Raw genomic sequence first — 21,928 nt, forward strand, 5'->3', positions numbered from 1 at the left:
CGGGGCGTTGTCGTTTGCGGGGATCACAGACCCATCAGGCGGGGCAGGAACAGGACGATATCGGGCACATAGGTGATGATCGCGAGGAAGGCCAGCACGGTCAGCAGCCAGGGCCAGGTCGCCTTGGTCACCTCGGTCAACCCCAGGCGGGATATGGACGAAGCGACATAGAGGTTGAGCCCGACCGGGGGCGTGATCAGGCCGATCTCCATGTTGACCACCATCATGATGCCGAAATGCACGGGATCGACGCCCAGTTTCACCGCGACCGGATAAAGGATGGGCGCCATGATGAGGACGATGGCCGAAGGCTCCATCACCATGCCGATGACGAGCAGGATCAGGTTGACCGCGAGCAGGAAACCGACCTGGCCGAGGCCGAGGCCGACCAGCCATTCCGACAGGGCCTGCGGGATCTGTTCCGAGGTCAGGACGAAGGCGAACATCACCGCGTTGGTGATGATGTAGAGCAGCATGGCCGACATCGCCGCCGACGACAGCAGCACCTTCGGCACGTCGCGCAGCTTGATGTCCTTGTAGACCCAGGTCGCGATGACGAAGGCATAGACCGCCGAGACCGCCGCCGCCTCGGTCGGGGTGAAGATGCCGCCATAGATGCCGCCCATGATGATGACGATCAGCATCAGGCCCCAGACGCTCTCGCGGAAGGCCTTGAGCCGCTCGCGCCAGCTTGCCCGCGCCATGCGCGGATAGCCGCTCTTCCAGGCGCGGTACATGGTGGTGCCGCCCAGCATGGCCGCCAGCATCAGACCGGGCACCACGCCCGCGATGAAGAGCGAGCCGATGGAGGCGGAGAGCACCTGAACGCCGTCCGGCCCGGTGACCACCATGCCCGAGGTCGCGACCGAATACATGACCATGACGATGGAGGGCGGGATCAGGATGCCGAGACCGCCCGCCGTCGCGACCGAGCCGACACCGAACTGCGCCGGATAACCCTGCTTGACCATGGCGGGGATCAGGATCGAGCCGACCGCCATCACCGTCGCGGGCGACGAACCGGATATCGCGGCGAAGAGGGCGCAGGCGAGGACCGCGGCGAGGCCCATGCCGCCGTACCAATGGCCCACCATCGAGGTCGCGAAACGGATCATCCGCCGCGCGACGCCGCCGTGCGTGAGGAAATTGCCGGCGAGGATGAAGAAGGGGATCGCCATGATCTCGAATTTCTCGATGCCCGTGAACAGCTTCAGGGCGATCGAATCCATCGGGACATTGGTGAAGGCGAAGAGAAAGGTGAAGACCGTGAGCCCGAGCGCGATGGACACGGGCATCCCCGTGATCAGCAGCAGGGCGAGAATGATGAAGACGATGATCGCGGTCATGCGCGGCCCCCGTTCGGCTGCGCCGCCGGCTCGTCGTCGAGGCCGTCGACCGCGCTGTGGTCGTGATGGGCGATGTAACCCGTAGTGACATAGGCCTTCAGCGCCTGGAAGAAGCGCAGGCACATCAGTGCCGAGCCGAGCGGCACCGCGAGATAGACGATCCACATCGGCATTTCGAGATCGGGCGAGGTCTGGCCGCCGGCCGCGACATGCCAGACGAAATCGGCGCCGATCCAGGTGACGAGGGCGGTGAAGATCACGCCGCCCGACATGGCGATGATGGTGACCGGCCGGCGCCGCGCGGGCGACAGCCGCTCGACCAGGATGTCGACCCCGACGTGGATGCCGGCGCGGACGCCATAGGCGGCGCCGAATTTGGCCATCCAGACGAAGAGATAGATGCAGGCTTCCTGCGCCCAGGTCAGCTTGAGGAGATTGATGGTCTTGAAGGTCGCGCGGGCGGCGTCGGCCAGGTCCGGCATGTCGTTGCGACGGGCGAAGGAGACCAGGTCGGCGGCGAAGCCGAGCGAGAAGCGATGGACGACCGCGACGAAGATCAGCGCGACGGCGACCGCCATCAGCACCGAGATGATCACCTCTTCGAACCGGTCGAGGATGCGCAGGATCATGGCGAACCTCGAAGGGAAGGGGGCGCGTGACGCGCCCCCGGGGTTGCGGCGGTGCCTCAGCGGCCGAGGGCGGCGTAGGCCTGCTTGATCAGGTCGGCGCCGATGCGGCCCGACATCTTCTCGTGCACGGGGGTCAGCACCTCGATCCAGGCCGCTTTTTCCTCGGCGGTCAGCTCGTGGAACTCCGTCGTCCCCGCCACCTTCATCGCGGCCAGCGATTTCTCGTTTTCTTCCTTGGCGATCGAATTGGCGAAGACCGTCGATTCCGCCAGCGCCTTGTCGAGCTGTTCGCGGACCGCCGGGTCCAGCCCTTCCCAGAACGCCTTGTTCACGATGACGGCATAGCCGAGATAGCCATGGTTCGACAGCGAGGCGTGTTTCTGCACCTCGTGCATCTTCTGGGTATACATGTTGGACGGCGGGTTCTCGGTGCCGTCGACGACGCCGGTCTGCAGCGCCTGATAGACTTCCGAGAAGGCCATGACCTGCGGCACGGCGCCCAGCGCCTGCATCTGCGCCTCGAGGATCTTCGACGACTGGATGCGCATCTTCAGGCCAAGGAAATCGTCGGGCGTGCGCAGCGGAGAATTGGCGGACATGACCTTGAAGCCATTGTCCCAATAGGCGAGGCCCTTGATGCCCTTGGCTTCCAGCTTGCCCAGCAGCATCTTGCCGACATCGCCATCGGTGATCTTGCGCAGGTCGTCGTAGCTCTGCATCAGATAGGGCAGGTCGAACAGCTCGAATTCCTGGACGCCGAGCGGGCCGAACTTGGCCAGCGACGGCGCCAGCATGTGGACCGCGCCGAGCTGCAGGGCCTCCAGCTCTTCCTTGTCCTTGTAGAGCTGGCTGTTGGGATAGACTTCGACGACGACGGCGCCGTTCGTGTATTTCTCGGCCAGTTCCTTGAACTTCTGCGCGCCCTTGCCCTTCGGCGTATCGGGCGCCACCACATGGCTGAACTTGATGACGATGGGGGCGGCGAAGGCGGGCAGGGGCGCCGCCGCGGCGAGGGCGGCCGTGCCGGCGAGTTTGGCGAATTGGCGACGGTTCAGCATCGTGTTTCCTCCGGTTGATCCGCGTTTCCGCGCGGTTAGGCTGTCTGCTTGCCACGTCCGGAAAGGCGTCGCTATTGTGGGTTACCGCAATGGACCGGGGGCAACCCGGCGATGACCATGGGTCTGGGCACGGTCGGGGGGGCAGCAGTGCCGCGGGACGGCAAGGATAAAACCAGGAGCGAAAGCCCGTGGGTGATCCAGGACGGATGGACGACCAGCCGGGTCGACCTTCTGTCGCTGGTGCCGCTCGCCGCCATTCTCGCGCTCGTTGCCCTGATCGGGGCCTTCGTCTGGGTCGTGGACCGGGGCGAGGCGGAGCAGCTGCGCACCAAGCTCGCCACCGACGCGCTCTGGGTCGAGCAGACCCTGCGCTTTCAGCTCTCCGTCGACGAGGATATGCTGGCGCGCCTCGCGCTTGATGCCGCTGGCGGTGGCTCGCCCGATATCCTGGAGGCGCGGGAGCGACTGCACATCGCGTCCAACCCGGAAGTGCTGTCCATCGTCTGGTACGATGCCGGGGGAAAGGTGATCCGCGCCGTTCCCGGCCTGCCCGACCCGGAGGACGCGGCCCTGCCGCAACTGATCCTGCGCAGTGGCAAGATCGTATCGCGGCCCATTTATGGCGACATCGCGGGCGATACGGTGACCCTGGGGCTGGCCATCGCGGGCGGCGGCGTAGTGACGGCGACCATCTCGCTGCCGCTCCTCCTCGAGCGGCATATCCCGTGGTGGATTGCCGAACAATATGGCGTCCGCCTCGCCGACACCGGCGGCAACGCCCTGGCGGTGCGCGCACGCCGCGCGCTCGATGCCACCGCGCCCAGCCATTCCATCGCCTTCGATCCGCCTTTGCGCGGAACCGTGCTGACCATCACGCCCTACAAGCGGCCGGCGGGTTTCCTCGATACGCTGCTGATCGCGGTGATCGCCAGCCTGGCGCTTTTCGCCATTTTCGCCCTGCTCACGCTCCAGCGCAGCGCGCGGCGGCGGCGGCGGGCGGAGAAGCTGCTGCAGGGCGAGATCGCCTTCCGCCACTCGATGGAGGAAAGCCTGACCGTCGGGCTGCGGGCCAAGGATCACGAGGGGCGCATTCTCTATGTCAATTCGGCCTTCTGCAAACTGGTCGACTGGCCGGCGGAAGACCTGGTCGGACATCTGCCGCCCATGCCCTATTGGGCGCCCGAGCGGATGCAGGAAACCCTCGACCGGCAGATGGCGCTCGCGCAGGGTCACGCCCGGCCGCAGGCCTTCGAGACGGGTTTCAGGCGCCGTGACGGCACCATGATCGACGTTCAGGTCTTCGAGGCGCCGCTGATCGACGCAGGCGGCGTGCATCGGGGCTGGATGGGTTCGGTGATCGACATGACCGATGTGAAGCGCGCGGCCCGCGCCGCCCGCCTGCAGGACGAGGCCATGGCTCGCACCGGCCGTCTGGTCACCCTGGGGGAAATGGCCTCGACCCTCGCCCATGAACTGAACCAGCCCTTGTCGGCCATCGCGGGCTATGCCACCGGTGCCCTCAACCTGCTGGACCAGGGCCAGACCGATGGCGTCATGATGCGCCTCGCGGTCGAGAAGGTGGCAGCCCAGGCGGGCCGGGCGGGGCAGATCATCCGGCGCATCCAGGATCTCGTGAAGAAACGCGAACCCCGGCTGGACCCCTTGTCGCTGCCCGACGTCATCATCGAGACGGTCGGCTTTCTCGCCGCCGAGGCGCGGGAATTGCGCGTTTCGATCGAAACCGCGCTGCATTCCGCGCCCCCCGTTCGCGCGGACGGCATCCTGATCCAGCAGGTGCTGATCAACCTGATCCGCAATGGCATGGAGGCCATGGCCGAGGGGCGGCGCCACGGCGACATGCTGCGCGTGACGCTCGACACCACGGCGGAGGGCGATGCGCAAATCGAGGTCGCCGATCTCGGTCACGGCATCGAGCCGGCGCTGGCGGATCACGTCTTCGACGCCTTCACCTCGACCAAACCTCACGGCATGGGCATGGGCCTGAACATCTGTCGGACACTCGTCGAGCTGCATCGCGGGCAGCTGACCTTCCGGCGGGGCAGGGAGGCGGGAACAATATTCACCGTGATCCTGCCGGCGCTGGCCAAAGGGTCGGAACAGGCGGCGGAATGACCGGGACCATCCACATGGTCGACGACGAGGAAAGCATCCGCGATGCGCTTGCCTTTCTCTTCGCCTCGCGCGGGCTGACGGCTGTCGGCTGGCACTCGGGCGAGGCCTTTCTGGAGGCGCAACCGCTCGACGATTGCGCCTGCATCATTCTCGATGTGCGGATGCACGGATTGTCCGGCCCGGAAGTGTTCGAGCGCCTGCGTGCGATGGGCAGCGAGGCGCCGGTGATCTTCCTGACCGGCCACGCCGATGTGCCGGTCGCGGTCAGCACCCTGAAGGCCGGGGCCTTCGACTTCGTCGAGAAGCCGTTCAACGACAATCAGATCGTCGACCTCGCCAAGGCCGCGATCGCCCGCTTCGTCAAGCGCCAGGGGGAAACGCGGGAGGTGGACGCCATCGCCCGCAAGATCCGCGGCCTGTCCGCCCGGGAAGCCGAAGTGATGGAGCGCATGATCGACGGCAAGCTGAACAAGCAGATCGCCGGTGAACTCGGCATCGCCATCCGCACGGTTGAAGTGCATCGGGGCCGGGTGCTGGCGAAGCTCGGCGCCGGCAATGCCGCCGATCTGGCCCGGCTGGTATCGCCGGTTCTCCCCTTGTTGCGGCCGCTTACGGGTGAAGCCTAGCCCGGGGACCGGACATGAAAAACCCCGGGCAATCGGCTTGCCCGGGGCTGATCTCCAACGAAACGGGAAGCTCAGGCTTCGTTCGTGCGCGCAGTCTCCTTCGCCGGATAGACCGGGCGCAGGATGAAGGCGGGAACATGGTCGCCGAAGCCGATCACGCTCGGGCCGAGGTCGTCGTCCCGGCGGCGGGGGCCGCGGCGGTCGTTCCGGTCGTTATAGTCACGCCGCTCGGGCTGGTCGCGGAAATCGCGGGGGCGCTCGTTGCGTTCCTCGCGGGGGCGGTCCTCGCGCGGGCGCTCGTCACGGGCACGTTCCACCGGCTTTTCCTCGCGCGGGGCCGCTTCCGCCTCGGGGCGGCGCTTGCCGCGACCGCCGCTGCGGCCGCGTTCGCCCTCTTCGTTCAGGGAGGCGACGTGCACGGTCTCGATCTCGATGTGGCCGTCCTTGGCCTTGCCCTTGCCCTTGCCGAGCTTCACGCCCTTCAGGGTGGAGGAGGGCTTGCCCCGGCCGCGCTTGTGCGCCTTGGCTTCCGAATCCGACAGAAGCTCGCAAGGGTTGATGCCGTCGATGTTCAGGCGCGGAATCTGCTGCTTGGTCAGCTCTTCGATCGCCTTGACGAACTTGGTGTCGAAGGGGCTGGCCAGCGTGTAGGACTTGCCTTCGCGTCCGGCGCGGCCGGTACGGCCGATGCGGTGCACGTAATCCTCGGCATGGATCGGCACGTCGAAATTGAAGACATGGCTGATCTCGGCGACATCGAGGCCGCGCGCGGCGACGTCGGAGGCGACGAGGATCGGCACTTCACCGGCGCGGAACCGCTCGAGGACCGCATTGCGCTCGCTCTGCGCCATGTCGCCATGGAGGGCGGCGGCGTTGAAGCCATGCTTGACCAGCGACTTGCCGACGATGTCGACGTCGCGCTTGCGGTTGCAGAAGATGATGGCGTTGCGCACGGTCTCGGAGCGCAGCAGGCTGCGCAGGGCTTCGCGCTTGTCCATCTCGTCGACGACGGCGAGGGCCTGGACAATCGTGGTCGCGGTCGAGGACGCGCGGGCGACCGAGATTTCGACGGGATCGGTCAGGAACTTGTCGGCGAGGCGCTTCACTTCCGGCAGCATGGTGGCCGAGAAGAACAGCGTCTGACGGCTGGGCGGCAGCAGACTGCAAATACGCTCGAGATCGGGAATGAAGCCCATGTCCAGCATGCGGTCGGCTTCGTCGACCACGAGGACCTTGATGCCCTGCATCATGATGCGGCCGCGCTCGAAATGGTCGAGCAGGCGGCCTGGCGTCGCGATCAGCACGTCGACGCCGCGGTCGAGCTTCTTGGTCTGATCGTCCATCGAGGTGCCGCCGATCAGCAGCGCCATGGAAAGCTTGTGGTACTTGCCGTATTTCTCGAAATTCTCGGCGACCTGGGCGGCCAGTTCGCGGGTCGGCTCCAGGATCAGGGAGCGGGGCATCCGCGCCTTGGGACGGCCGGCTGCCAGGATGTCGATCATCGGAAGGGTGAAGGAGGCCGTCTTGCCGGTGCCCGTCTGGGCCGTGCCCAGAACGTCGCGCCCCTGCAGCACCTGGGGGATGGCCTGGGCCTGAATCGGCGTGGGCTCGGAATATCCGGCCTCGGACACCGCCTTCAGCACCTCGGCGCTGAGGCCCAGTTGTTCAAAACTCATTGACCCGTTATCCGCTTTCCAGGTGCAGCAGCCGTCCGACCATCGGACACGCCCGGCCGTTTCCGGCCTTGTTTCGCTGCATTGCACAATGCACAGCAAGGGCGACGATAGCCGATTGGGCGATCAAGTCAACCGCCGGGCAGGCAGCCCCGCCATGCGCGCGGCCATGTGTTGCAGGGGGGCAGCGCCCGATCAGGGCATTTGAGGCAGCTCGCGCGGCACGGTCAGCGGCAGGATTTCGGTCAGGACTTGCGCCATGATGCCGGCATAGGCCGGGTCGGAAACGGACTGCGGGGCCGCGGCGTGGACCAGCGCGGTCGAGACCCTGCGACTGCCCTGGCACAGCGAAACGAGAGCGGTAAAGCCGCCTTCCGTCCCGGGGGCGCCGACGTGGGCGCGCAGGTCGGCGGCGGGCGCGCAGGCATCGGCCCGGGACAGCGGCCCCCGGGGATGGAAGATCAGCACGACCCGTGCCCCCGCATCGTCGGCGGGCGCGAAGCCCCGCGCGGCGACCGAGGCGGGCGGCGTCAGCGGGGCGAGGGCGGCGGCGGCGCCGACGCCAGGGAAAGGTTCACCGACGACGGTCACGGGGGCGAGGCCGTCGCGGACGGCCGCGTTATAGCCATTACCGCGATAGAATTCCTGATCGAGGTCCTGATGGGTGATGACGGTCGATGGCGTCGCGGCGCAGGCGCCGAGGCCCAGAAAAGTCGCGACGGCGATGGCTGGCAACAGTCTCATGGCGGAATCCTCGCATTCAAATGTCGAGGTCGGTGGCCCGGGCGGCATTCTCCTGAATGAAGGCAAAGCGGGTTTCGGCCTTCTTGCCCATCAGGCGGTCGACCAGGCCGACCGTATCCTCGATCTCGTCTTCCATCACGGTGACGCGCAGCAGGGTACGCTTGTCGCGGTCCATCGTCGTCTCCCGAAGTTGCGCGGGAGGCATCTCGCCCAAGCCCTTGAAACGGCTGATTTCGATCTTCGCGCCCGACTTGAAGTCGCGTTTGATGCGGCGGTCCTTGTCGTCGTCGTCCATCGCATAAACCGTCTTCGCCCCCTGGGCGATACGATAGAGCGGCGGCATGGCGAGATAGAGATGCCCGCCCCGGATCAGGCCCGGCATTTCGCGCCAGAAAAAGGTCATGAGCAGGGACGCGATATGGGCGCCGTCGACATCGGCGTCGGTCATGATGATGATGCGTTCATAGCGCAGGTCCGGCGCCTTGAACTTGGCGCCGGAGCCACAGCCGAGCGCCAGCACAAGGTCGGACAGTTCCTGGTTCGCCTCCATCTTGCCGGCAGCGGCGGAGGCGACGTTCAGGATCTTGCCGCGCAGGGGCAGCACCGCCTGGGTCGCCCGGTCGCGCGCCTGCTTGGCCGAACCACCGGCCGAATCGCCCTCGACCAGGAAAATCTCGGTGCCGGCCGCCTGATCCTTGGCGCAATCGGCCAGTTTGCCGGGCAGGCGCAGCTTGCGGGTCGCGGTCTTGCGGCTGGTTTCCTTGTCGGCGCGCTTCTTCAGCCGCTCCTCGGCGCGGCTGACCACATGGTCGAGCAGGGCGTTGGCGGCCGTGGGGTCAGAGGTCAGCCAATGCTCGAACCGGTCCTTGATCGCCGCTTCGACGAGGCGCGTCGCTTCCACCGTGGCGAGCTTTTCCTTGGTCTGGCCCTGGAACTGCGGCTCGGGAATGAATAGCGACAACAGGACGGTGGCGCCGCCCATCACGTCTTCCGCCGTGATCTGGGCTGCCCGCTTGTTGTTGGTCAGCTCGCCGAAACCCTTGAGCGCGCGCGCGAGGGCGCCGCGCAGGCCGGCCTCATGGGTGCCGCCTTCCGGCGTCGGAATGGTGTTGCAGTAGGAATGGACGAAGCTGTCGGCGTCGAGCGGCCAGGCAATCGCCCATTCGACCTCGCCCGCGTCGCCGCCGGGCAGGCGGGCCTGTCCGGTGAAGGGCTGAGGGGTGACCATGGCCTGCCCCTCGATGGTCGCGGCCAGGAAATCGGCGAGACCCCCGGGGAAATGCAGCGTCTCGCTGGCCGGCGTGGCGTCGCCGGACGGGATCAGCTCTGGCGCGCAGGACCAGCGGATTTCGACGCCGCGGAACAGATAGGCCTTGGAGCGCGCCATGCGGTAGAGGCGGGCGGGCTTGAACTGCAGGCTGGTGCCGAAAATCTCCGGATCGGGCCGGAACATGACCGTGGTGCCGCGCCGGTTCTGCACCGCGCCCAGCGACTCGATCTTGCCCGTCGGCTTGCCCCGGACGAAACGCTGGCGCCAGAGCTGGCGGTCGCGCGCGACCTCGACCACCATTTCCTCCGACAGGGCATTGACGACGGACGAGCCGACGCCGTGCAACCCGCCCGAGGTCTTGTAGGCCTTGCCGCTGAATTTGCCGCCGGAGTGCAGCGTCGTCAGAATCACCTCGAGGGCGGACTTGTCCTTGAACTTGGGGTGCGGGTCGACCGGGATGCCACGGCCATTGTCGCGCACGGTCAGCTGCCCGTCGGCCGACAGCTCCATCTCGATCCGGCTGGCATGGCCGGCCACCGCCTCGTCCATCGCATTGTCGAGGATTTCCGCCGCCAGATGGTGATAGGCGCGCTCGTCCGTGCCGCCGATATACATGCCCGGCCGCTTGCGGACCGGCTCCAGTCCCTCGAGGACTTCGATATCCTTGGCGGAATAATCGCTGGTGGCGGCGGCTTTCTCGAACAGGTCGGCGGGCTTGCTCATTGTCACGCTTTGTCAGAACCGGGCAGGCCAGTATAGGGTTTCCCGCTGCGCCGCGCCAACAATCGAAAGGGAGAGTTCATGAGCAAGGACGAAACCGCCGCCGTGCATCCGGCGAGCCGCGGGCTCGAAGCGATCATTCGCACCGCGCCGCTGCCCAAGGATGTGAACGGCAATGGCGACATTTTTGGCGGCTGGATATTGAGCCACATGGACATCGCCGCCGGTGTCGCCGCGGCGCGCCGGGCCGAAGGCCGGGTGGCGACCGTCGCCATCGACGCCATGACCTTCCACAAGCCGGTGTTCATCGGCGATCTGGTCTCGATCTATGGCGAAATTCTGTCGGTCGGGCGGACGTCGATCAAGGTGAAGCTGGAAACCTGGGTCGACCGCCAGCGCCGCCGCGACGGCAGCCTTGGCGCGCCGGCCTCGGTCAAGGTGACCGAGGGCACGTTCGTCATGGTCGCGATCGACGACGAGGGCAAGCCGCGGCCCGTGCCGGCCTGACAGTCGCGGCTCCCCCCAGGGAAGGGGGAGCCCGCCGGCGGGGGGGGGATGCCGGCGGGCGAAGGTGCCACCCGGGGGGGGGGTGTGGCACCAACAGGGCGATGCCCCTCAAGGACTATAAACGAATTGACCGCCGACTTCCTACGGGCCCGCCGTAAAAAATGAGGGGGCCTCGGAAGTGGAAATATGACAATTAAATGAATGACTTGGCGCAAGGACGACAGGTTCGCGCCATGCTGCTATGCACACCACGAAGGGTTTTTCGCGGGAGTGCGGCGTGACAGTAAAAAGCGAAATCGTCGAGCGGCTGGGGGAGCGGGCGGTCCTGTTGCCCAGCCTGTTGAGTGCGGCCCTGGTCGCCAACGACAGGATCAAGGGTGCCTTGAGCCGGCTGCAGGACGCGGTGCATGGCCAGGGCGAGGGCAAGGCGAAGGCGCTGGGCGGGGGGCAGGTGCTGCTGCCCGGCCTCGGCGCTCTGCTGAGCGCACTGGCGGATGATCTCGCCGCCATGCTGGCCCCGCTCGACGCGGCCCAGGCGGAAGAGAGCGCGGCCCTCGCCGACAGGCTGGCCGCCATCCTCGCCGCCCTGCCCGGGGGCGAGGGGGAACGGATCGACCAGCGTGCGGTCGATGCCCTGACCATGGCCCATCGCGGTGGGGCCGACAGCCTGCATCTGCTGGTCATGGACCTGCACAAGGCGATCAACCGCCTGTCCGCGGCGACGGCGGTCGAGACGCTGGACGGGGCGAAGGTCCATGCCCTTGGCGAGCGCGACCGGGCGGCGGTGCGCGCCTTCATGGCGGGCCTCAACCGGACGGCGCCGCTCGCCTTCGGCCATCCGGGCCTTGGCACCACGGCGGTTCATACCGGCGATCGCCTGACCATCCAGAACGATATCGGCACCACCGACGCCCACGTGCTGGTCGTCCATGTCGATGCCGGCGAAGTTTCCGTCACCTACACCGACATCCACCGGCCGCGCGCGAAATTCTTCATTTCGCTGTTCGAGGGGCAGGGCGTGACCTGGACCCCGCTTGACGAGCAGCGGGGCGACGGTCTGTCGGAGGACATCTTCTACCTGGTGACCGGGCGCCTGACGACCGCCGATGCCAAGGCGCAGGATCGTTTCCTGTCTTTCCTTGGTTCGCGCATCGTCTTTCTGATCGACTGGAACAAGGCACGGAAAGCCTTGCAGGGCTTTGTCGGGCGCAACGGCGCCATCGGCCTGCTGACCTGGGCGGCCCGCCTCGACCTCGGCCACCGCGCCTTTCTCGAGATGGGCGGCGATCAGCTGGTGGTCGAAGCGGTGCAGCGCACCGCCGCCGGCCGCATCCCTTATGGTGTCCGGCTGGACGAGGCGCTGGGCGAGGGGCCCTGCACCGAATTCCTGCAGAATGTCCTGCGCAACACCTCGGAAGGCCTGTCGGCCGGGCGTACCGCGCGCCTGATCCGCGACGAGATCCAGGCCGAATTGTCGCGCCGTTTCGAGACGGCGGAAAGCGCCGTGCTGACCGTCCTCGTCCGGCATCTGGGCCTCACACGCATGTTGGCGGGCGCGATCAGCGATTCCCTCAGCCCGGCGGGGCCGGACGGTCCCGCCGCCCGTGCCCGTCTCGCCGAGCGGGCGAAGCGGATCGAGGCCAAGGCCGACCTGCTGACCGTCACGGCCCGGGATATCGCCGCGCGCCTGCGCCAGGCCGACCTGCTGCGCCCCATTGTCGACGAGGTCGAGGATGCGACCGACGCCTTCGAGGACTGTGCCTATCTGCTCAGCCTGCTGCCGGCGGAAATGACACCGGTGGCGGCCGAGCCTCTGTCTCGCCTCGCCGCCATCGCGGTCGAAAGCGCGGGCTGGCTGGTGCGGGCGGTCGAGGCCGCCTCGCGCCTGCCCGAGGGCCAGCGGGCCGACGCCATCGCCGCCCTGCAGGCGATCGACGCCGTGACCAACGCGGAACGCGCCGCCGATGCCGCGGAGCGCGCGGCCCTTGCCGGCCTCGTCGCAACGCCCAGCGCCGATGCAAGGCCGCTCATCCTCGGCATCGAGGTCGCCCGCGCCATCGAAACCGCCACCGATCATCTGTCCCACGCCGCGCTGTCCCTGCGCGATCGCGTGCTCGAGGAGTTGTCCGCATGAGCCGCCTGAAACCGCTGTTCATCGGCACGAATGATGCCCATGCCGAACTCACCGCCGAACTTGCCGGGGCCAAGGCGGCCCAGCTCTGGCGCATGGCCCAGCTCGGCCTTGATGTGCCGCCGGCCTTCGTGCTGCCCACCACCCTGTGCACGGCTGTGAACAGCGGCGATCCTTCCGCGCTCGAAGCCCTCGACGAAGCCCTGGCCGAGGGGATCGCCGGGCTCGAGGCGGCGACAGGACGGCGCTTCGGCGACAGCCGGACGCCCTTGCTGGTCTCGGTCCGCTCCGGCGCGGCCAAGTCGATGCCGGGCATGTTGGAGACCGTGCTGGACGTCGGGCTGAACCCGGTCTCCTTGCGCGGCATCATCGCCATGACCGGCAACCCGCGCCTTGCCTTCGACAGTTATCGACGGCTGATCCAGCTCTATGGCGAGGTGGTGGCCGGCGTTCCCGCCAGCGCCTTCGAGGAGCGACTGATCGCTTTGATCGCCGCCGAAGCGGCGGAAGGGGAAGCGGAACTCGATCCCGAGGCGCTGGAGCGTCTGGCGCACGACTATCTGGCGATTTTCCAGCGCCACACCGAAAGCGCCATGCCGGCCGAGCCGATGGCCCAGCTGCGTGCCGCCGCCCGTGCCGTCTATCGGAGCTGGGAAGGCGACAAGGCCCGGGAGTACCGCCGCCTGAATGGCTTGGAAGGTTTGGCCGGCACGGCGGTCACGGTTCAGGCCATGGTCTTCGGCAATGCCGGCGGCGCTTCAGGCGCCGGTGTCGCCTTCTCGCGCAATCCGGCGACGGGCGAAAAGGGGCTCTATGCCGATTTCCTGTTCGATGCTCAGGGGGAGGATGTCGTCTCTGGCCGCCGCGTGCCCGGGGATGCGGCCCTGCTCGCGCGCCGCCTGCCGGTTCAGTCGGCGGCACTGTCCCACGGGGCGGATGTGCTTGAGCGTGCCTTCGCCGACATGCAGGACATCGAGTTCACCGTGGAAAACGGGCGGCTGTGGTTCCTGCAGACCCGTTCGGCCAAGCGCACGCCCCGGGCGGCCCTGCGCTTTGCCGTCGACGCCGTGGCGGAAGGGTTGATCGACGCGGCGACGGCGCTCGACCGGCTGGCTGCCATTGACCTCGAGGCGACCGGGATCAGCCGTTTCGCCGAGGCACCGCCGATCCTGGCGGCGGCGACCGTGGCTTCTCCCGGCGTGGCCTGTGGCCGCGTCGCCTTCGACAGCCGGCGGGCGGCGGAGATGGCGGCGGCGGGCGATCCGGTGATTCTCGTCCGTCACGATACGTCGACCGACGATGTCGCGGGTTTCGCCGTCTCGGCCGGCATCCTGACCGCCGTCGGGGGCCGCACCGCCCATGCCGCCGTGGTCGCCCGCCAGATGGGCAAACCCTGTCTCGTCGGCTGCGCCGGTCTCGTCATCGGTGACGAGGTGCGCCTCGGCGGCGAGGTGCTGCGCGAGGGCGACTGGCTGTGCCTTGACGGGCAGAGCGGCGAAATCGGCCTCGGCCGGCGGGAGATTGTCGTCGACCGCCCCGAGGAAGCCCTGCGGGCCATCGAGGGCTGGCGCAAGGCCGGCTGAGCCGGGCAGGGGCCTGAAACGAGAAAGGGGCGGCATCTCTGCCGCCCCTCCCATCGCGCGATCCGGAAGGATCAGGCGGTGTAGTACATGTCGAACTCGATCGGGTGCGGGGTGTGCTCGTAAGCGTACACTTCCTGCCACTTCAGTTCGATGTAGGCGTCGATCAGGTCGTCGGTGAAGACGCCGCCCTTGGTCAGGAACGAGCGGTTGGCGTCCAGTTCCGTCAGGGCTTCGCGCAGCGAGCCGCAAACGGTCGGGACCAGCTTCAGCTCTTCCGGCGGCAGGTGGTACAGATCCTTGTCCATGGCTTCGCCCGGATGGATCTTGTTCAGGATGCCGTCGATGCCGGCCATCAGCATGGCCGAGAACGCCAGATACGGGTTGGCCAGCGGATCGGGGAAGCGCACTTCGACGCGCTTCGCCTTCGGGCTGGTGCCGTAGGGGATACGGCAGGAAGCCGAGCGGTTGCGGGCCGAATAGGCCAGCAGCACGGGGGCCTCGAAGCCGGGGATCAGGCGCTTGTAGCTGTTGGTGGTCGGGTTCGTGAAGGCGTTGATCGCCTTCGCGTGCTTGATGATACCGCCGATGTAGTACAGGCAGGTGTCCGACAGGCCGGCATATTTGTCACCGGCGAAGGTGGTGTTGCCGTCCTTCCAGATCGACTGGTGGACGTGCATGCCCGAGCCGTTGTCGCCCTTGATCGGCTTCGGCATGAAGGTCGCCGTCTTGCCGTACTGGTAGGCGACGTTCTGCACGACGTACTTGTAGATCTGGATGTAGTCGGCGGCGCGGACCAGCGTCGAGAACTTCATGCCCAGTTCGTGCTGCGAGGCCGCCACTTCGTGGTGATGCTTCTCGATCGGCAGGCCCATGTCGCCCATGACCGACAGCATTTCGCCGCGCATGTCGTTCAGCGAGTCGACCGGCGGAACCGGGAAGTAGCCGCCCTTGACGGCGGGACGGTAGCCGAGGTTGCCGCTCTCGTAGGACTTGTCGGTGTTGTAGGGGCCTTCGATGTCGTCGATCTCATACGAGACCTTGTTCATCGCGACCTTCCACTTGACGTCGTCGAACACGAAGAATTCGGCTTCCGGGCCGATGTAAACCGTGTCGCCGAGGCCGGTGTAAGAGACATAGGCTTCGGCACGCTTCGCGACCGAGCGCGGGTCGCGGCTGTAGCCTTCGCCGGTCGCCGGCTCGATGATGTCGCAGAACACGACCAGGGTCGGCTGCGCGCAGAACGGGTCGATCACGGCGGTGGCCGGGTCCGGCATCAGGATCATGTCGGAATCGTTGATCGCCTTCCAGCCGGCGATCGACGAGCCGTCGAACATGGTGCCGTCGCTGAACAGGTCCTCGTCGACCACGCTCTCGTCCATGGCCAGGTGCTGCCACTTGCCCTTGAAGTCGGTGAACCGCAGGGAAACGTATTTGATCCCCTTGTCCTTGATAAGCTGAAGGACGGTCTTGGCGTCTGACATGATCTCAGGTCCTGGTTGTTGGGTTGGACTGAAACAAACTCTGAATTTCGCGATCAGATCGCGTCCGTGCCGGTCTCGCCGGTACGAATGCGGATCGCCTGTTCGACGGGGCTGACGAAGATCTTGCCGTCGCCGATTCGGCCCGTGCGGGCCGCGGTCTGGATCGCCTCGATCGCGCGGTCGACAAGGTCGTCTTCCAGCACGATCTCGAGCTTCACCTTCGGGAGGAAGTCGACGACATATTCGGCGCCGCGATACAACTCGGTATGGCCCTTCTGCCGGCCGAAGCCCTTGGCCTCGGTCACGGTGATGCCCTTGAGCCCGACCTCGTTCAGCGCCTCTTTAACTTCGTCGAGTTTGAACGGCTTGATGATGGCCTCGATTTTCTTCATCGCACCTGGTTCGCCTTGGCAGGTTTGGTACGGCACGAATAAGCCGCCCGCAGGATTAATGCACGCATTGTGCCAATCGTGGCTCACCCACGATTCCGGGTTGCAAATCCGGGGCGGCGTGGCGAATTCGCGACGGCGCAGCCGCGCCAATGCCTAAATAATAGACGAATTGCCTAAAAAATGTCCTGCAGAGGGTTGTCGTCCATGGTGTTCGGCACTGGATCGAGCCCGGCCGCCTGCCTATGATCCGGCCATGCAAGCCCTCAATCCCCGTTTCGCCGGCCTCGGCACCACCATCTTCACCGTGATGTCCGCGCTCGCGGTCGAACACCGGGCGGTCAATCTCGGCCAGGGCTTTCCGGACGAAGACGGGCCGGAGGAAATCCGCGCCGCCGCCGCCAGGGCGCTGATCGAGGGCCCCAACCAATATCCGCCGATGACGGGCCTGCCTGTGCTGCGCCAGGCGGTGGCCGAACACGACCGGCGTTTCTATGGCCTCGCCTATGACCCGGCCCGGGAAGTGCTGGTCACGTCCGGGGCCACGGAGGCACTGGCGGCCGCGCTGTTCGCGCTTCTGTCGCCCGGCGATGAAGTGGTGGTGTTCGAGCCGCTCTACGACTGCTATGTGCCGATCATCCTGCAGGCGGGCGCCGTGCCGAAGCCGGTGCGCCTCGTGCCGCCCGACTGGTCGATTCCGCAGGCCGAGCTTGAGGCGGCCTTTTCGCCGCGCACCAAGCTGGTTCTGATCAACACACCGATGAATCCGACCGGTAAGGTGCTGGCCCGGGCCGAGCTGGAGCGCGTCGCCGCGCTTGCCATCGCCCATGATGCCTATTTGCTGTGCGATGAAGTTTACGAGCATCTGGTCTATGGCGGTCACCGCCATGTGCCGGTCGCGACCTTTCCGGGCCTGCGCGAGCGCACGGTGCGCATCGGCTCCGCCGGCAAGACCTTCTCCCTGACCGGTTGGAAAGTCGGCTACCTCAGCGGCCCGGCCGAACTGATCGGGGTGATCGGCAAGGCCCATCAGTTCCTGACCTTCACCACGCCGCCAGGCCTGCAGATCGGCGTCGCCCATGGCCTTGGTCTCGGCGACGATTATTTCGAATCGCTCGCCTCGGGTCTCGAGCGAAAGCGGGACCGTCTGGTCGCGGGTCTGCGCGCCGTCGGCTTCGAGACGTTGCCGGTCGAGGGCAGTTATTTCGTCACCGCCGACATCCGGGGGGTCGGACCAGAGTTGCCCGACGACGACTATTGCCGCTGGCTGACGACGGCGGTCGGTGTCGCGGCCGTGCCGGTCAGCGCGTTCTATTGGCAGGCGGACCCGCCCCGCCATCTGATCCGCTTCTGCTTCTGCAAGACCGAGGCGACCCTCGACGCCGCGATCGAGCGCCTGCGCACAAGGCTCCATTCGGTCGCTTGACGACGGGCGCGGGGCAGCGTATACGCACGGCCTCTGTGGCGGGCGTAGCTCAGTTGGTTAGAGCGCCAGATTGTGGCTCTGGAGGTCGCGGGTTCGAGACCCGTCGCTCGCCCCAGTTTTCCTGGAAGTACGAAATCGAAGGCCGCGCGGCACCAGCCGTTGCGGCCTTTCGTTTTTGCCGCGCGCCCCAGCGCGCGCCGATCTTCATTTGCAACGCAGCATTACGCCCAGCACAGTAATATTATGAAAAACATGCTGTAACTGGGGCGTGTTACCCATTTTGGGTTTCGATCATATTGAGAAAATCAGAATCTAATTGCCCAGCCCTTGACTCCATGCAGAGCTATGGTTTGATGGTGCACCGCAGCAAACTCATGTATGGCTTGGGGGGCATCATGAAGCGTTTATTTTTACTTAGTGGACCTGTGGGTTTGACCATTGTCCGGCTGTCTTATTGGGCTGGTATTTCGCTTCTTGTCATGTGTTCTGTCACAATCTGGCATAATAATATATCCGTCCAAGACGTAACCGAAATGGATTACGCCAAGGCGGCGATTCTGGCTGGCGGTGTTTTTGTTTTCGGCGTCATTTTCTTGCGCTGCCTGGCCGAAATCATCATCACGGTAATGGAAGTTCGCGACAAGCTCGGTGCGATCGAGCGTAATACTCTGACGCGCTGATACCGTCGTGGCTTGGGTAGACCTCGGGGCCGTCGCGCCGAGGTCAATCCGGTTGACCGAGCCGGCGGATTGTGAGAATGGGGCAGCAGCACGGGCCGTGCGGCCAGTTGTCCCGAGGAAGTCTGCGCGATGGTCGAGCTTGCCCGCAATCCGCTGGTCGAGTTGCCGGAGCGGCGCGACGGTATCGTCTTCTGTTACCATGTCGTCGACGGCCGGAACGAGCGCCTGATCGGCTGGGATGCCGTCGAGACGGCGATGATCGCCGGTCGCGGTTTCGTCTGGCTGCATCTCGATCTCTCGGTGCGCCGGGCGCGCGAATGGATCGCCCAGGCCCCCGCCATTCCCGAAGACTTGCGCGCGGAACTCGGCTCGTCCGACGTGCGGACCCGGCTCGAGAGCTATCAGGGCACGCTGTTCGGTGTCTTCACCGACATGCAATACGACATCGACCCCGACCTGACCGAGATTTCGACGGTCCGCATCTTCGGCTCGGACCAGCTGGTGGTCAGCGCGCGGCGCCACCCGTCCCGTTCCATGGACCGCCTGCGCCGCGCCCTGCACGAGGGCAAGGCCTTGCGCGGTCCGGCCGACCTGATCTCGACCATGCTGGCCCATCTGGCCGAGACGGTCGAATCGGCGGTGGTCGAACTGATCGATTCCCTCGACGATATCGAGGACCGGCTGCTCGAAGGCCGGCGCGGCAGCGCGCGGGAAGATCTCGGCGCGATCCGGCGTTTCGCCGTTCGCCTGCATCGTCACCTCGCATTGAAGCGACGGGCGGTGTTCCAGGTTTGCGCCCGGCCGCCCGCCTTCTTCGCCGAAGAGGACGCGGTCGACCTGCGCGAGGCGATCGAGCAATTGGGCGCCGTGGTCGACGACCTCGTCTCGGCGCAGGAGCGGGCCAAGCTGCTCTATGAAGAAATGGCCGCCCAGCAGGCCGAGGTCGCCAACCGCAACCTGCTCATCCTCTCGGTGCTGACCGCTGTGTTCCTGCCGATGACCCTCGTCACCGGCATATTCGGCATGAATGTCGCCGGCCTGCCCGGCCTCGTCGCGCCTCATGCCTTCTGGTGGACCATGCTGTTGATGGCCATCGTCGGCGTGCTGTCGTTCCTCGGCCTGCGCCGCCTGAATATTTTCTGATCATGGGGGCCCCGAAGCGACCTCTGGTGTTCTATTCGCCGCCGCTGCGGGTTGTGGTCGAGAATGGCGCCGAATGGACTTTCGAGACGCTGGTGGTCGGCTCCGACGGTCACGCCCGGCGCCTGCCCGGCGGTGCCCGCTTTACCGAGGCCGAGGGGCGAAAGGCCTGCGCCGCCCATGTCATCGCCCAGATGCGCGTCGACCGCGACGTGACCCAGCGGCGCAAGGATGCGCGCATTGCCCTCGTCGCCATCGTCGACCTTGCCTCATGGCAGGACCTGTGCCTTGCCTATGGTCTCGATAACGAAGGCGAAGGACGGCAATCGTGAGCGGCGTCGGCTTCATCCTGGTGCGTCACGGACAGCAGAGCGCGGGATTTCACGTCGATCCCGATCCGGGTCTCGACAAGACCGGTGTCGAACAGGCGGCCGCGATGGCGGCACGCCTCGGTGCCGACGATGGCCGCCTGCTGTTCACCAGCCCCTTGCGCCGGGCGCGGGAGACCATGGCCGCCCTCGAAGTCCGCTGGGGCCGCAGCGCCACGGTCGAGCCGCGCATGGCCGAGGTGCCGACGCCGGGCCTCAGCCTCGACGCGCGGGGCCATTGGCTGGATGGTTTCCTGCGCGGCGACTGGTCGGATCAGCCCGATTACCTGCAGGCCTGGCGCGCCGGGATCGCGGCCTTTCTGACGGGACTGGAACGGCCGGCCGTGATCGTCAGCCATTTCGTCGTCGTCAACGCCGTGATCGGCCTCGCCACCGGTGACAGCCGCGTCACCCCGTCGATGCCCGATCATTGCTCTCTCAACCGTTTCGAGCTGCGGGACGGCGCCTTCCATCTGGTCGAGAAGGGTGCCCAGCGCAAGACGGTGATCGGATGACCAGCGTCCCGGCCGATCTCGCCCTGCTGACCACCGAGGAGATGGGCCGGGCCGACCGCCTGACCATCGACGGCGGCATTCCCGGCACCACGTTGATGGAGAATGCCGGCCGCGCCGTCGCCGACGCGATTCTGGCCCGCTATCCGGCGCAGGCGACGCTGGTGCTCTGCGGCCCCGGCAATAATGGCGGCGATGGCTGGGTGGTCGCCCGGCGCCTGAAGCAGGCGGGCTTCGATGTCGCTTGCAGCGCCCTCGCACCCGTCGCGGCCCTGCGGGGCGACGCCGCCGTCATGGCGGCGCGCTGGAACGGCCCGGTCCTGCCCTTCGAGCCGGCCGCGCTCGACGGACGCACCCTGATCGTCGACGCGCTCTTCGGCGCCGGTCTCGCGCGCGATCTTGATTCTGCCGTCCTTCGCATGATCGAGGCGGTGGGCGAGGGGCGCCGCGTCGTCGCCGTCGACCTGCCGAGCGGGGTGAATGGTGACGACGGCACCATCCGGGGCGGCGCCTTCACCGCCGATCTGTCGGTCACCTTCTTCCGGGCCAAGCCCGGACACCTGCTTTATCCCGGACGGGCGCGGACCGGGCAGCTCGTCGTCGCCGACATCGGTATTTCACCTTCGGTGCTCGAGAGCATCGACCCCAAGGCGGCGCGCAACGGCCCCGCGCTCTTCGCCCGGCATTTTCCCGTGCTGCGCCAGGACGGCCATAAATACGACCGGGGCCATACGGTCACTCTTTCCGGCGGCGCTTTGCACACGGGCGCTGCCCGGCTGGCGGCGCGGGCGGCCCTGCGTATCGGCAGCGGCCTTGTCAGCACGATCGGCGATGCCGAGGCGGCCCGCGTCATCGCCGCCCATCAGACGGCGGTGATGGTGGCCGAGGTCGACGGGCCGGCCGGCCTTGCCCTGTTCCTCTCCGACCGGCGCCGCAACGCCGCCGTGATCGGCCCGGCGGCGGGCGTGGGCGATACCACCTTCGCGCATTGCCGGATGGCGCTGGCGGCGGGATGCGCCTGCGTCTTCGATGCCGATGCCCTGACCTCCGCCGCCGGCCGCGCCGATATCCTGTGGCGGGAGCGGACGGCCGACCTCGTGCTGACCCCGCATGACGGTGAATTCGCCCGGTTGTTTCCCCAACTGTCGGGCCTGCCGTCGCGCGCGGCGCGGGCAGTTGCCGCGGCGAAGGAAAGCGGCGCCGTCGTCGTCCTGAAAGGTGCCGACTGCTGCATCGCCGCGCCGGACGGCCGGATCGCCATCAACGACAATGCCCCGCCCACGCTGGCGACCGCCGGATCGGGCGATGTTCTTGCCGGGATGATCGGCGGATTGCTGGCCCAGCACATGCCCGCCTTCGAGGCGGCGGCCGCCGCCGTCTGGCTGCACGGCGCCGCGGCGGAGGGCTTCGGGCGCGGCCTGATCGCCGAGGATCTGGTCGAACGGCTGCCGATTGCCCTGCAGATCGCTGAAAATCACTTGCGGGGCAGGGGGCAGGCGGGCTAAATCCCGC

Annotated in this window: 19 protein-coding genes and 1 tRNA gene; 12 read left to right on the forward strand and 8 right to left on the reverse strand. The window is 66.8% G+C overall.

The genetic code is table 11. The annotated features are described in order from the left end of the window. Positions 1-23 precede the first annotated feature (23 nt). The 3 genes from DKG74_RS02265 to DKG74_RS02275 are packed head-to-tail and all read right to left on the reverse strand — an operon-like array spanning position 24 to position 3,033. Positions 24-1,346 carry a TRAP transporter large permease gene (locus DKG74_RS02265; protein ID WP_109902151.1) on the reverse strand — a complete coding sequence of 441 codons (1,323 nt, stop codon included), beginning with the start codon at positions 1,344-1,346 and terminating at the stop codon, positions 24-26. Continuing rightward, positions 1,343-1,975 (reverse strand): TRAP transporter small permease, encoded by a 633-nt coding sequence (locus DKG74_RS02270; protein WP_109902153.1) that lies wholly within the window; start codon positions 1,973-1,975, stop codon positions 1,343-1,345. The genes DKG74_RS02265 and DKG74_RS02270 overlap by 4 nt, the downstream gene beginning before the upstream one ends. Before the next feature lie 56 nt (positions 1,976-2,031). Then, positions 2,032-3,033, reverse strand: a complete 1,002-nt coding sequence (locus DKG74_RS02275; RefSeq protein WP_109902155.1) for a TRAP transporter substrate-binding protein — start codon at positions 3,031-3,033, stop codon at positions 2,032-2,034. A gap of 111 nt (positions 3,034-3,144) precedes the next feature. Between DKG74_RS02275 and DKG74_RS02280 the strand changes: the two genes are divergently transcribed. After that, entirely contained in the window at positions 3,145-5,166 is a 2,022-nt protein-coding gene (locus DKG74_RS02280) for an ATP-binding protein (RefSeq protein ID WP_207779199.1), read from the forward strand. Further along, positions 5,163-5,792 carry a response regulator transcription factor gene (locus tag DKG74_RS02285; protein WP_109902157.1) on the forward strand — a complete coding sequence of 210 codons (630 nt, stop codon included), beginning with the start codon at positions 5,163-5,165 and terminating at the stop codon, positions 5,790-5,792. The genes DKG74_RS02280 and DKG74_RS02285 overlap by 4 nt, the downstream gene beginning before the upstream one ends. 71 nt (positions 5,793-5,863) lie before the next feature. Here the strand turns inward: DKG74_RS02285 and DKG74_RS02290 are convergent, their stop codons facing one another. From DKG74_RS02290 to parE, 3 genes are all read right to left on the reverse strand, one after another. Next, on the reverse strand, positions 5,864-7,468 hold the full coding sequence (locus DKG74_RS02290; RefSeq protein WP_109902159.1) for a DEAD/DEAH box helicase: 1,605 nt from the start codon (positions 7,466-7,468) through the stop codon (positions 5,864-5,866). Positions 7,469-7,660: 192 nt separating this feature from the next. Next, entirely contained in the window at positions 7,661-8,209 is a 549-nt protein-coding gene (locus DKG74_RS02295) for a hypothetical protein (protein WP_109902161.1), read from the reverse strand. Between the two features lie 16 nt (positions 8,210-8,225). Then, a complete protein-coding gene (parE, locus tag DKG74_RS02300) occupies positions 8,226-10,202 on the reverse strand; it encodes a DNA topoisomerase IV subunit B (RefSeq protein WP_109902163.1) in 1,977 nt (658 codons plus the stop codon). 78 nt (positions 10,203-10,280) lie between these two features. Between parE and DKG74_RS02305 the strand changes: the two genes are divergently transcribed. The 3 genes from DKG74_RS02305 (at position 10,281) to DKG74_RS02315 (ending at position 14,420) form a co-directional block, all read left to right on the forward strand. Beyond that, complete coding sequence (locus DKG74_RS02305; RefSeq protein ID WP_109902165.1) at positions 10,281-10,706, forward strand: acyl-CoA thioesterase; 426 nt, start codon at positions 10,281-10,283, stop codon at positions 10,704-10,706. Positions 10,707-10,983: 277 nt separating this feature from the next. Further along, positions 10,984-12,840, forward strand: a complete 1,857-nt coding sequence (locus DKG74_RS02310; RefSeq protein ID WP_109902645.1) for a hypothetical protein — start codon at positions 10,984-10,986, stop codon at positions 12,838-12,840. Further along, complete coding sequence (locus DKG74_RS02315) at positions 12,837-14,420, forward strand: PEP/pyruvate-binding domain-containing protein (RefSeq protein WP_109902167.1); 1,584 nt, start codon at positions 12,837-12,839, stop codon at positions 14,418-14,420. Before DKG74_RS02310 ends, DKG74_RS02315 begins: the two co-directional genes overlap by 4 nt. 71 nt (positions 14,421-14,491) lie before the next feature. Here DKG74_RS02315 and glnA read toward each other — a convergent pair whose 3' ends face one another. Both glnA and DKG74_RS02325 read right to left on the reverse strand, forming a co-directional pair. Continuing rightward, positions 14,492-15,901 (reverse strand): type I glutamate--ammonia ligase, encoded by a 1,410-nt coding sequence (gene glnA / locus DKG74_RS02320; protein WP_109902169.1) that lies wholly within the window; start codon positions 15,899-15,901, stop codon positions 14,492-14,494. A 53-nt stretch (positions 15,902-15,954) separates the two neighbouring features. Then, positions 15,955-16,293 carry a P-II family nitrogen regulator gene (locus DKG74_RS02325; RefSeq protein WP_109902171.1) on the reverse strand — a complete coding sequence of 113 codons (339 nt, stop codon included), beginning with the start codon at positions 16,291-16,293 and terminating at the stop codon, positions 15,955-15,957. 253 nt (positions 16,294-16,546) lie between these two features. Here DKG74_RS02325 and DKG74_RS02330 point away from each other — a divergent pair, with 253 nt between their 5' ends. The 7 genes from DKG74_RS02330 to DKG74_RS02360 all read left to right on the forward strand — a co-directional run bounded on the left by DKG74_RS02330 (position 16,547) and on the right by DKG74_RS02360 (position 21,921). Continuing rightward, the gene (locus DKG74_RS02330) at positions 16,547-17,716 is read left to right on the forward strand and encodes an aminotransferase (RefSeq protein ID WP_109902173.1); all 1,170 of its coding nucleotides are present in this window, start codon (positions 16,547-16,549) and stop codon (positions 17,714-17,716) included. A 38-nt stretch (positions 17,717-17,754) separates the two neighbouring features. Next, positions 17,755-17,831 (forward strand) — tRNA-His (locus DKG74_RS02335). A 220-nt stretch (positions 17,832-18,051) separates the two neighbouring features. Continuing rightward, positions 18,052-18,396, forward strand: a complete 345-nt coding sequence (locus DKG74_RS02340; protein ID WP_109902175.1) for a hypothetical protein — start codon at positions 18,052-18,054, stop codon at positions 18,394-18,396. Positions 18,397-18,525: 129 nt separating this feature from the next. Further along, positions 18,526-19,539 carry a CorA family divalent cation transporter gene (locus DKG74_RS02345; RefSeq protein ID WP_109902177.1) on the forward strand — a complete coding sequence of 338 codons (1,014 nt, stop codon included), beginning with the start codon at positions 18,526-18,528 and terminating at the stop codon, positions 19,537-19,539. Between the two features lie 26 nt (positions 19,540-19,565). Continuing rightward, positions 19,566-19,868: a hypothetical protein gene (locus tag DKG74_RS02350; protein WP_109902179.1), complete on the forward strand. Its 303-nt coding sequence runs from the start codon at positions 19,566-19,568 to the stop codon at positions 19,866-19,868. Further along, positions 19,865-20,419 carry a histidine phosphatase family protein gene (locus DKG74_RS02355; protein WP_165837489.1) on the forward strand — a complete coding sequence of 185 codons (555 nt, stop codon included), beginning with the start codon at positions 19,865-19,867 and terminating at the stop codon, positions 20,417-20,419. Before DKG74_RS02350 ends, DKG74_RS02355 begins: the two co-directional genes overlap by 4 nt. Beyond that, complete coding sequence (locus DKG74_RS02360) at positions 20,416-21,921, forward strand: NAD(P)H-hydrate dehydratase (protein ID WP_109902183.1); 1,506 nt, start codon at positions 20,416-20,418, stop codon at positions 21,919-21,921. The genes DKG74_RS02355 and DKG74_RS02360 overlap by 4 nt, the downstream gene beginning before the upstream one ends. Positions 21,922-21,928: the final 7 nt, after the last annotated feature.

The organism is Zavarzinia aquatilis (assembly GCF_003173035.1).
In the GTDB taxonomy this organism is placed as follows: domain Bacteria; phylum Pseudomonadota; class Alphaproteobacteria; order Zavarziniales; family Zavarziniaceae; genus Zavarzinia; species Zavarzinia aquatilis.

Coding starts and splice junctions, on each gene's coding strand:
- DKG74_RS02265 (WP_109902151.1), bottom strand. CDS start 1,346: ATGACCGCGATCATCGTCTTCATCATTCTCGCCCTGCTGCTGATCACG.
- DKG74_RS02270 (WP_109902153.1), bottom strand. CDS start 1,975: ATGATCCTGCGCATCCTCGACCGGTTCGAAGAGGTGATCATCTCGGTG.
- DKG74_RS02275 (WP_109902155.1), bottom strand. CDS start 3,033: ATGCTGAACCGTCGCCAATTCGCCAAACTCGCCGGCACGGCCGCCCTC.
- DKG74_RS02280 (WP_207779199.1), top strand. CDS start 3,145: ATGACCATGGGTCTGGGCACGGTCGGGGGGGCAGCAGTGCCGCGGGAC.
- DKG74_RS02285 (WP_109902157.1), top strand. CDS start 5,163: ATGACCGGGACCATCCACATGGTCGACGACGAGGAAAGCATCCGCGAT.
- DKG74_RS02290 (WP_109902159.1), bottom strand. CDS start 7,468: ATGAGTTTTGAACAACTGGGCCTCAGCGCCGAGGTGCTGAAGGCGGTG.
- DKG74_RS02295 (WP_109902161.1), bottom strand. CDS start 8,209: ATGAGACTGTTGCCAGCCATCGCCGTCGCGACTTTTCTGGGCCTCGGC.
- parE (WP_109902163.1), bottom strand. CDS start 10,202: ATGAGCAAGCCCGCCGACCTGTTCGAGAAAGCCGCCGCCACCAGCGAT.
- DKG74_RS02305 (WP_109902165.1), top strand. CDS start 10,281: ATGAGCAAGGACGAAACCGCCGCCGTGCATCCGGCGAGCCGCGGGCTC.
- DKG74_RS02315 (WP_109902167.1), top strand. CDS start 12,837: ATGAGCCGCCTGAAACCGCTGTTCATCGGCACGAATGATGCCCATGCC.
- glnA (WP_109902169.1), bottom strand. CDS start 15,901: ATGTCAGACGCCAAGACCGTCCTTCAGCTTATCAAGGACAAGGGGATC.
- DKG74_RS02325 (WP_109902171.1), bottom strand. CDS start 16,293: ATGAAGAAAATCGAGGCCATCATCAAGCCGTTCAAACTCGACGAAGTT.
- DKG74_RS02330 (WP_109902173.1), top strand. CDS start 16,547: ATGCAAGCCCTCAATCCCCGTTTCGCCGGCCTCGGCACCACCATCTTC.
- DKG74_RS02340 (WP_109902175.1), top strand. CDS start 18,052: ATGCAGAGCTATGGTTTGATGGTGCACCGCAGCAAACTCATGTATGGC.
- DKG74_RS02345 (WP_109902177.1), top strand. CDS start 18,526: ATGGTCGAGCTTGCCCGCAATCCGCTGGTCGAGTTGCCGGAGCGGCGC.
- DKG74_RS02360 (WP_109902183.1), top strand. CDS start 20,416: ATGACCAGCGTCCCGGCCGATCTCGCCCTGCTGACCACCGAGGAGATG.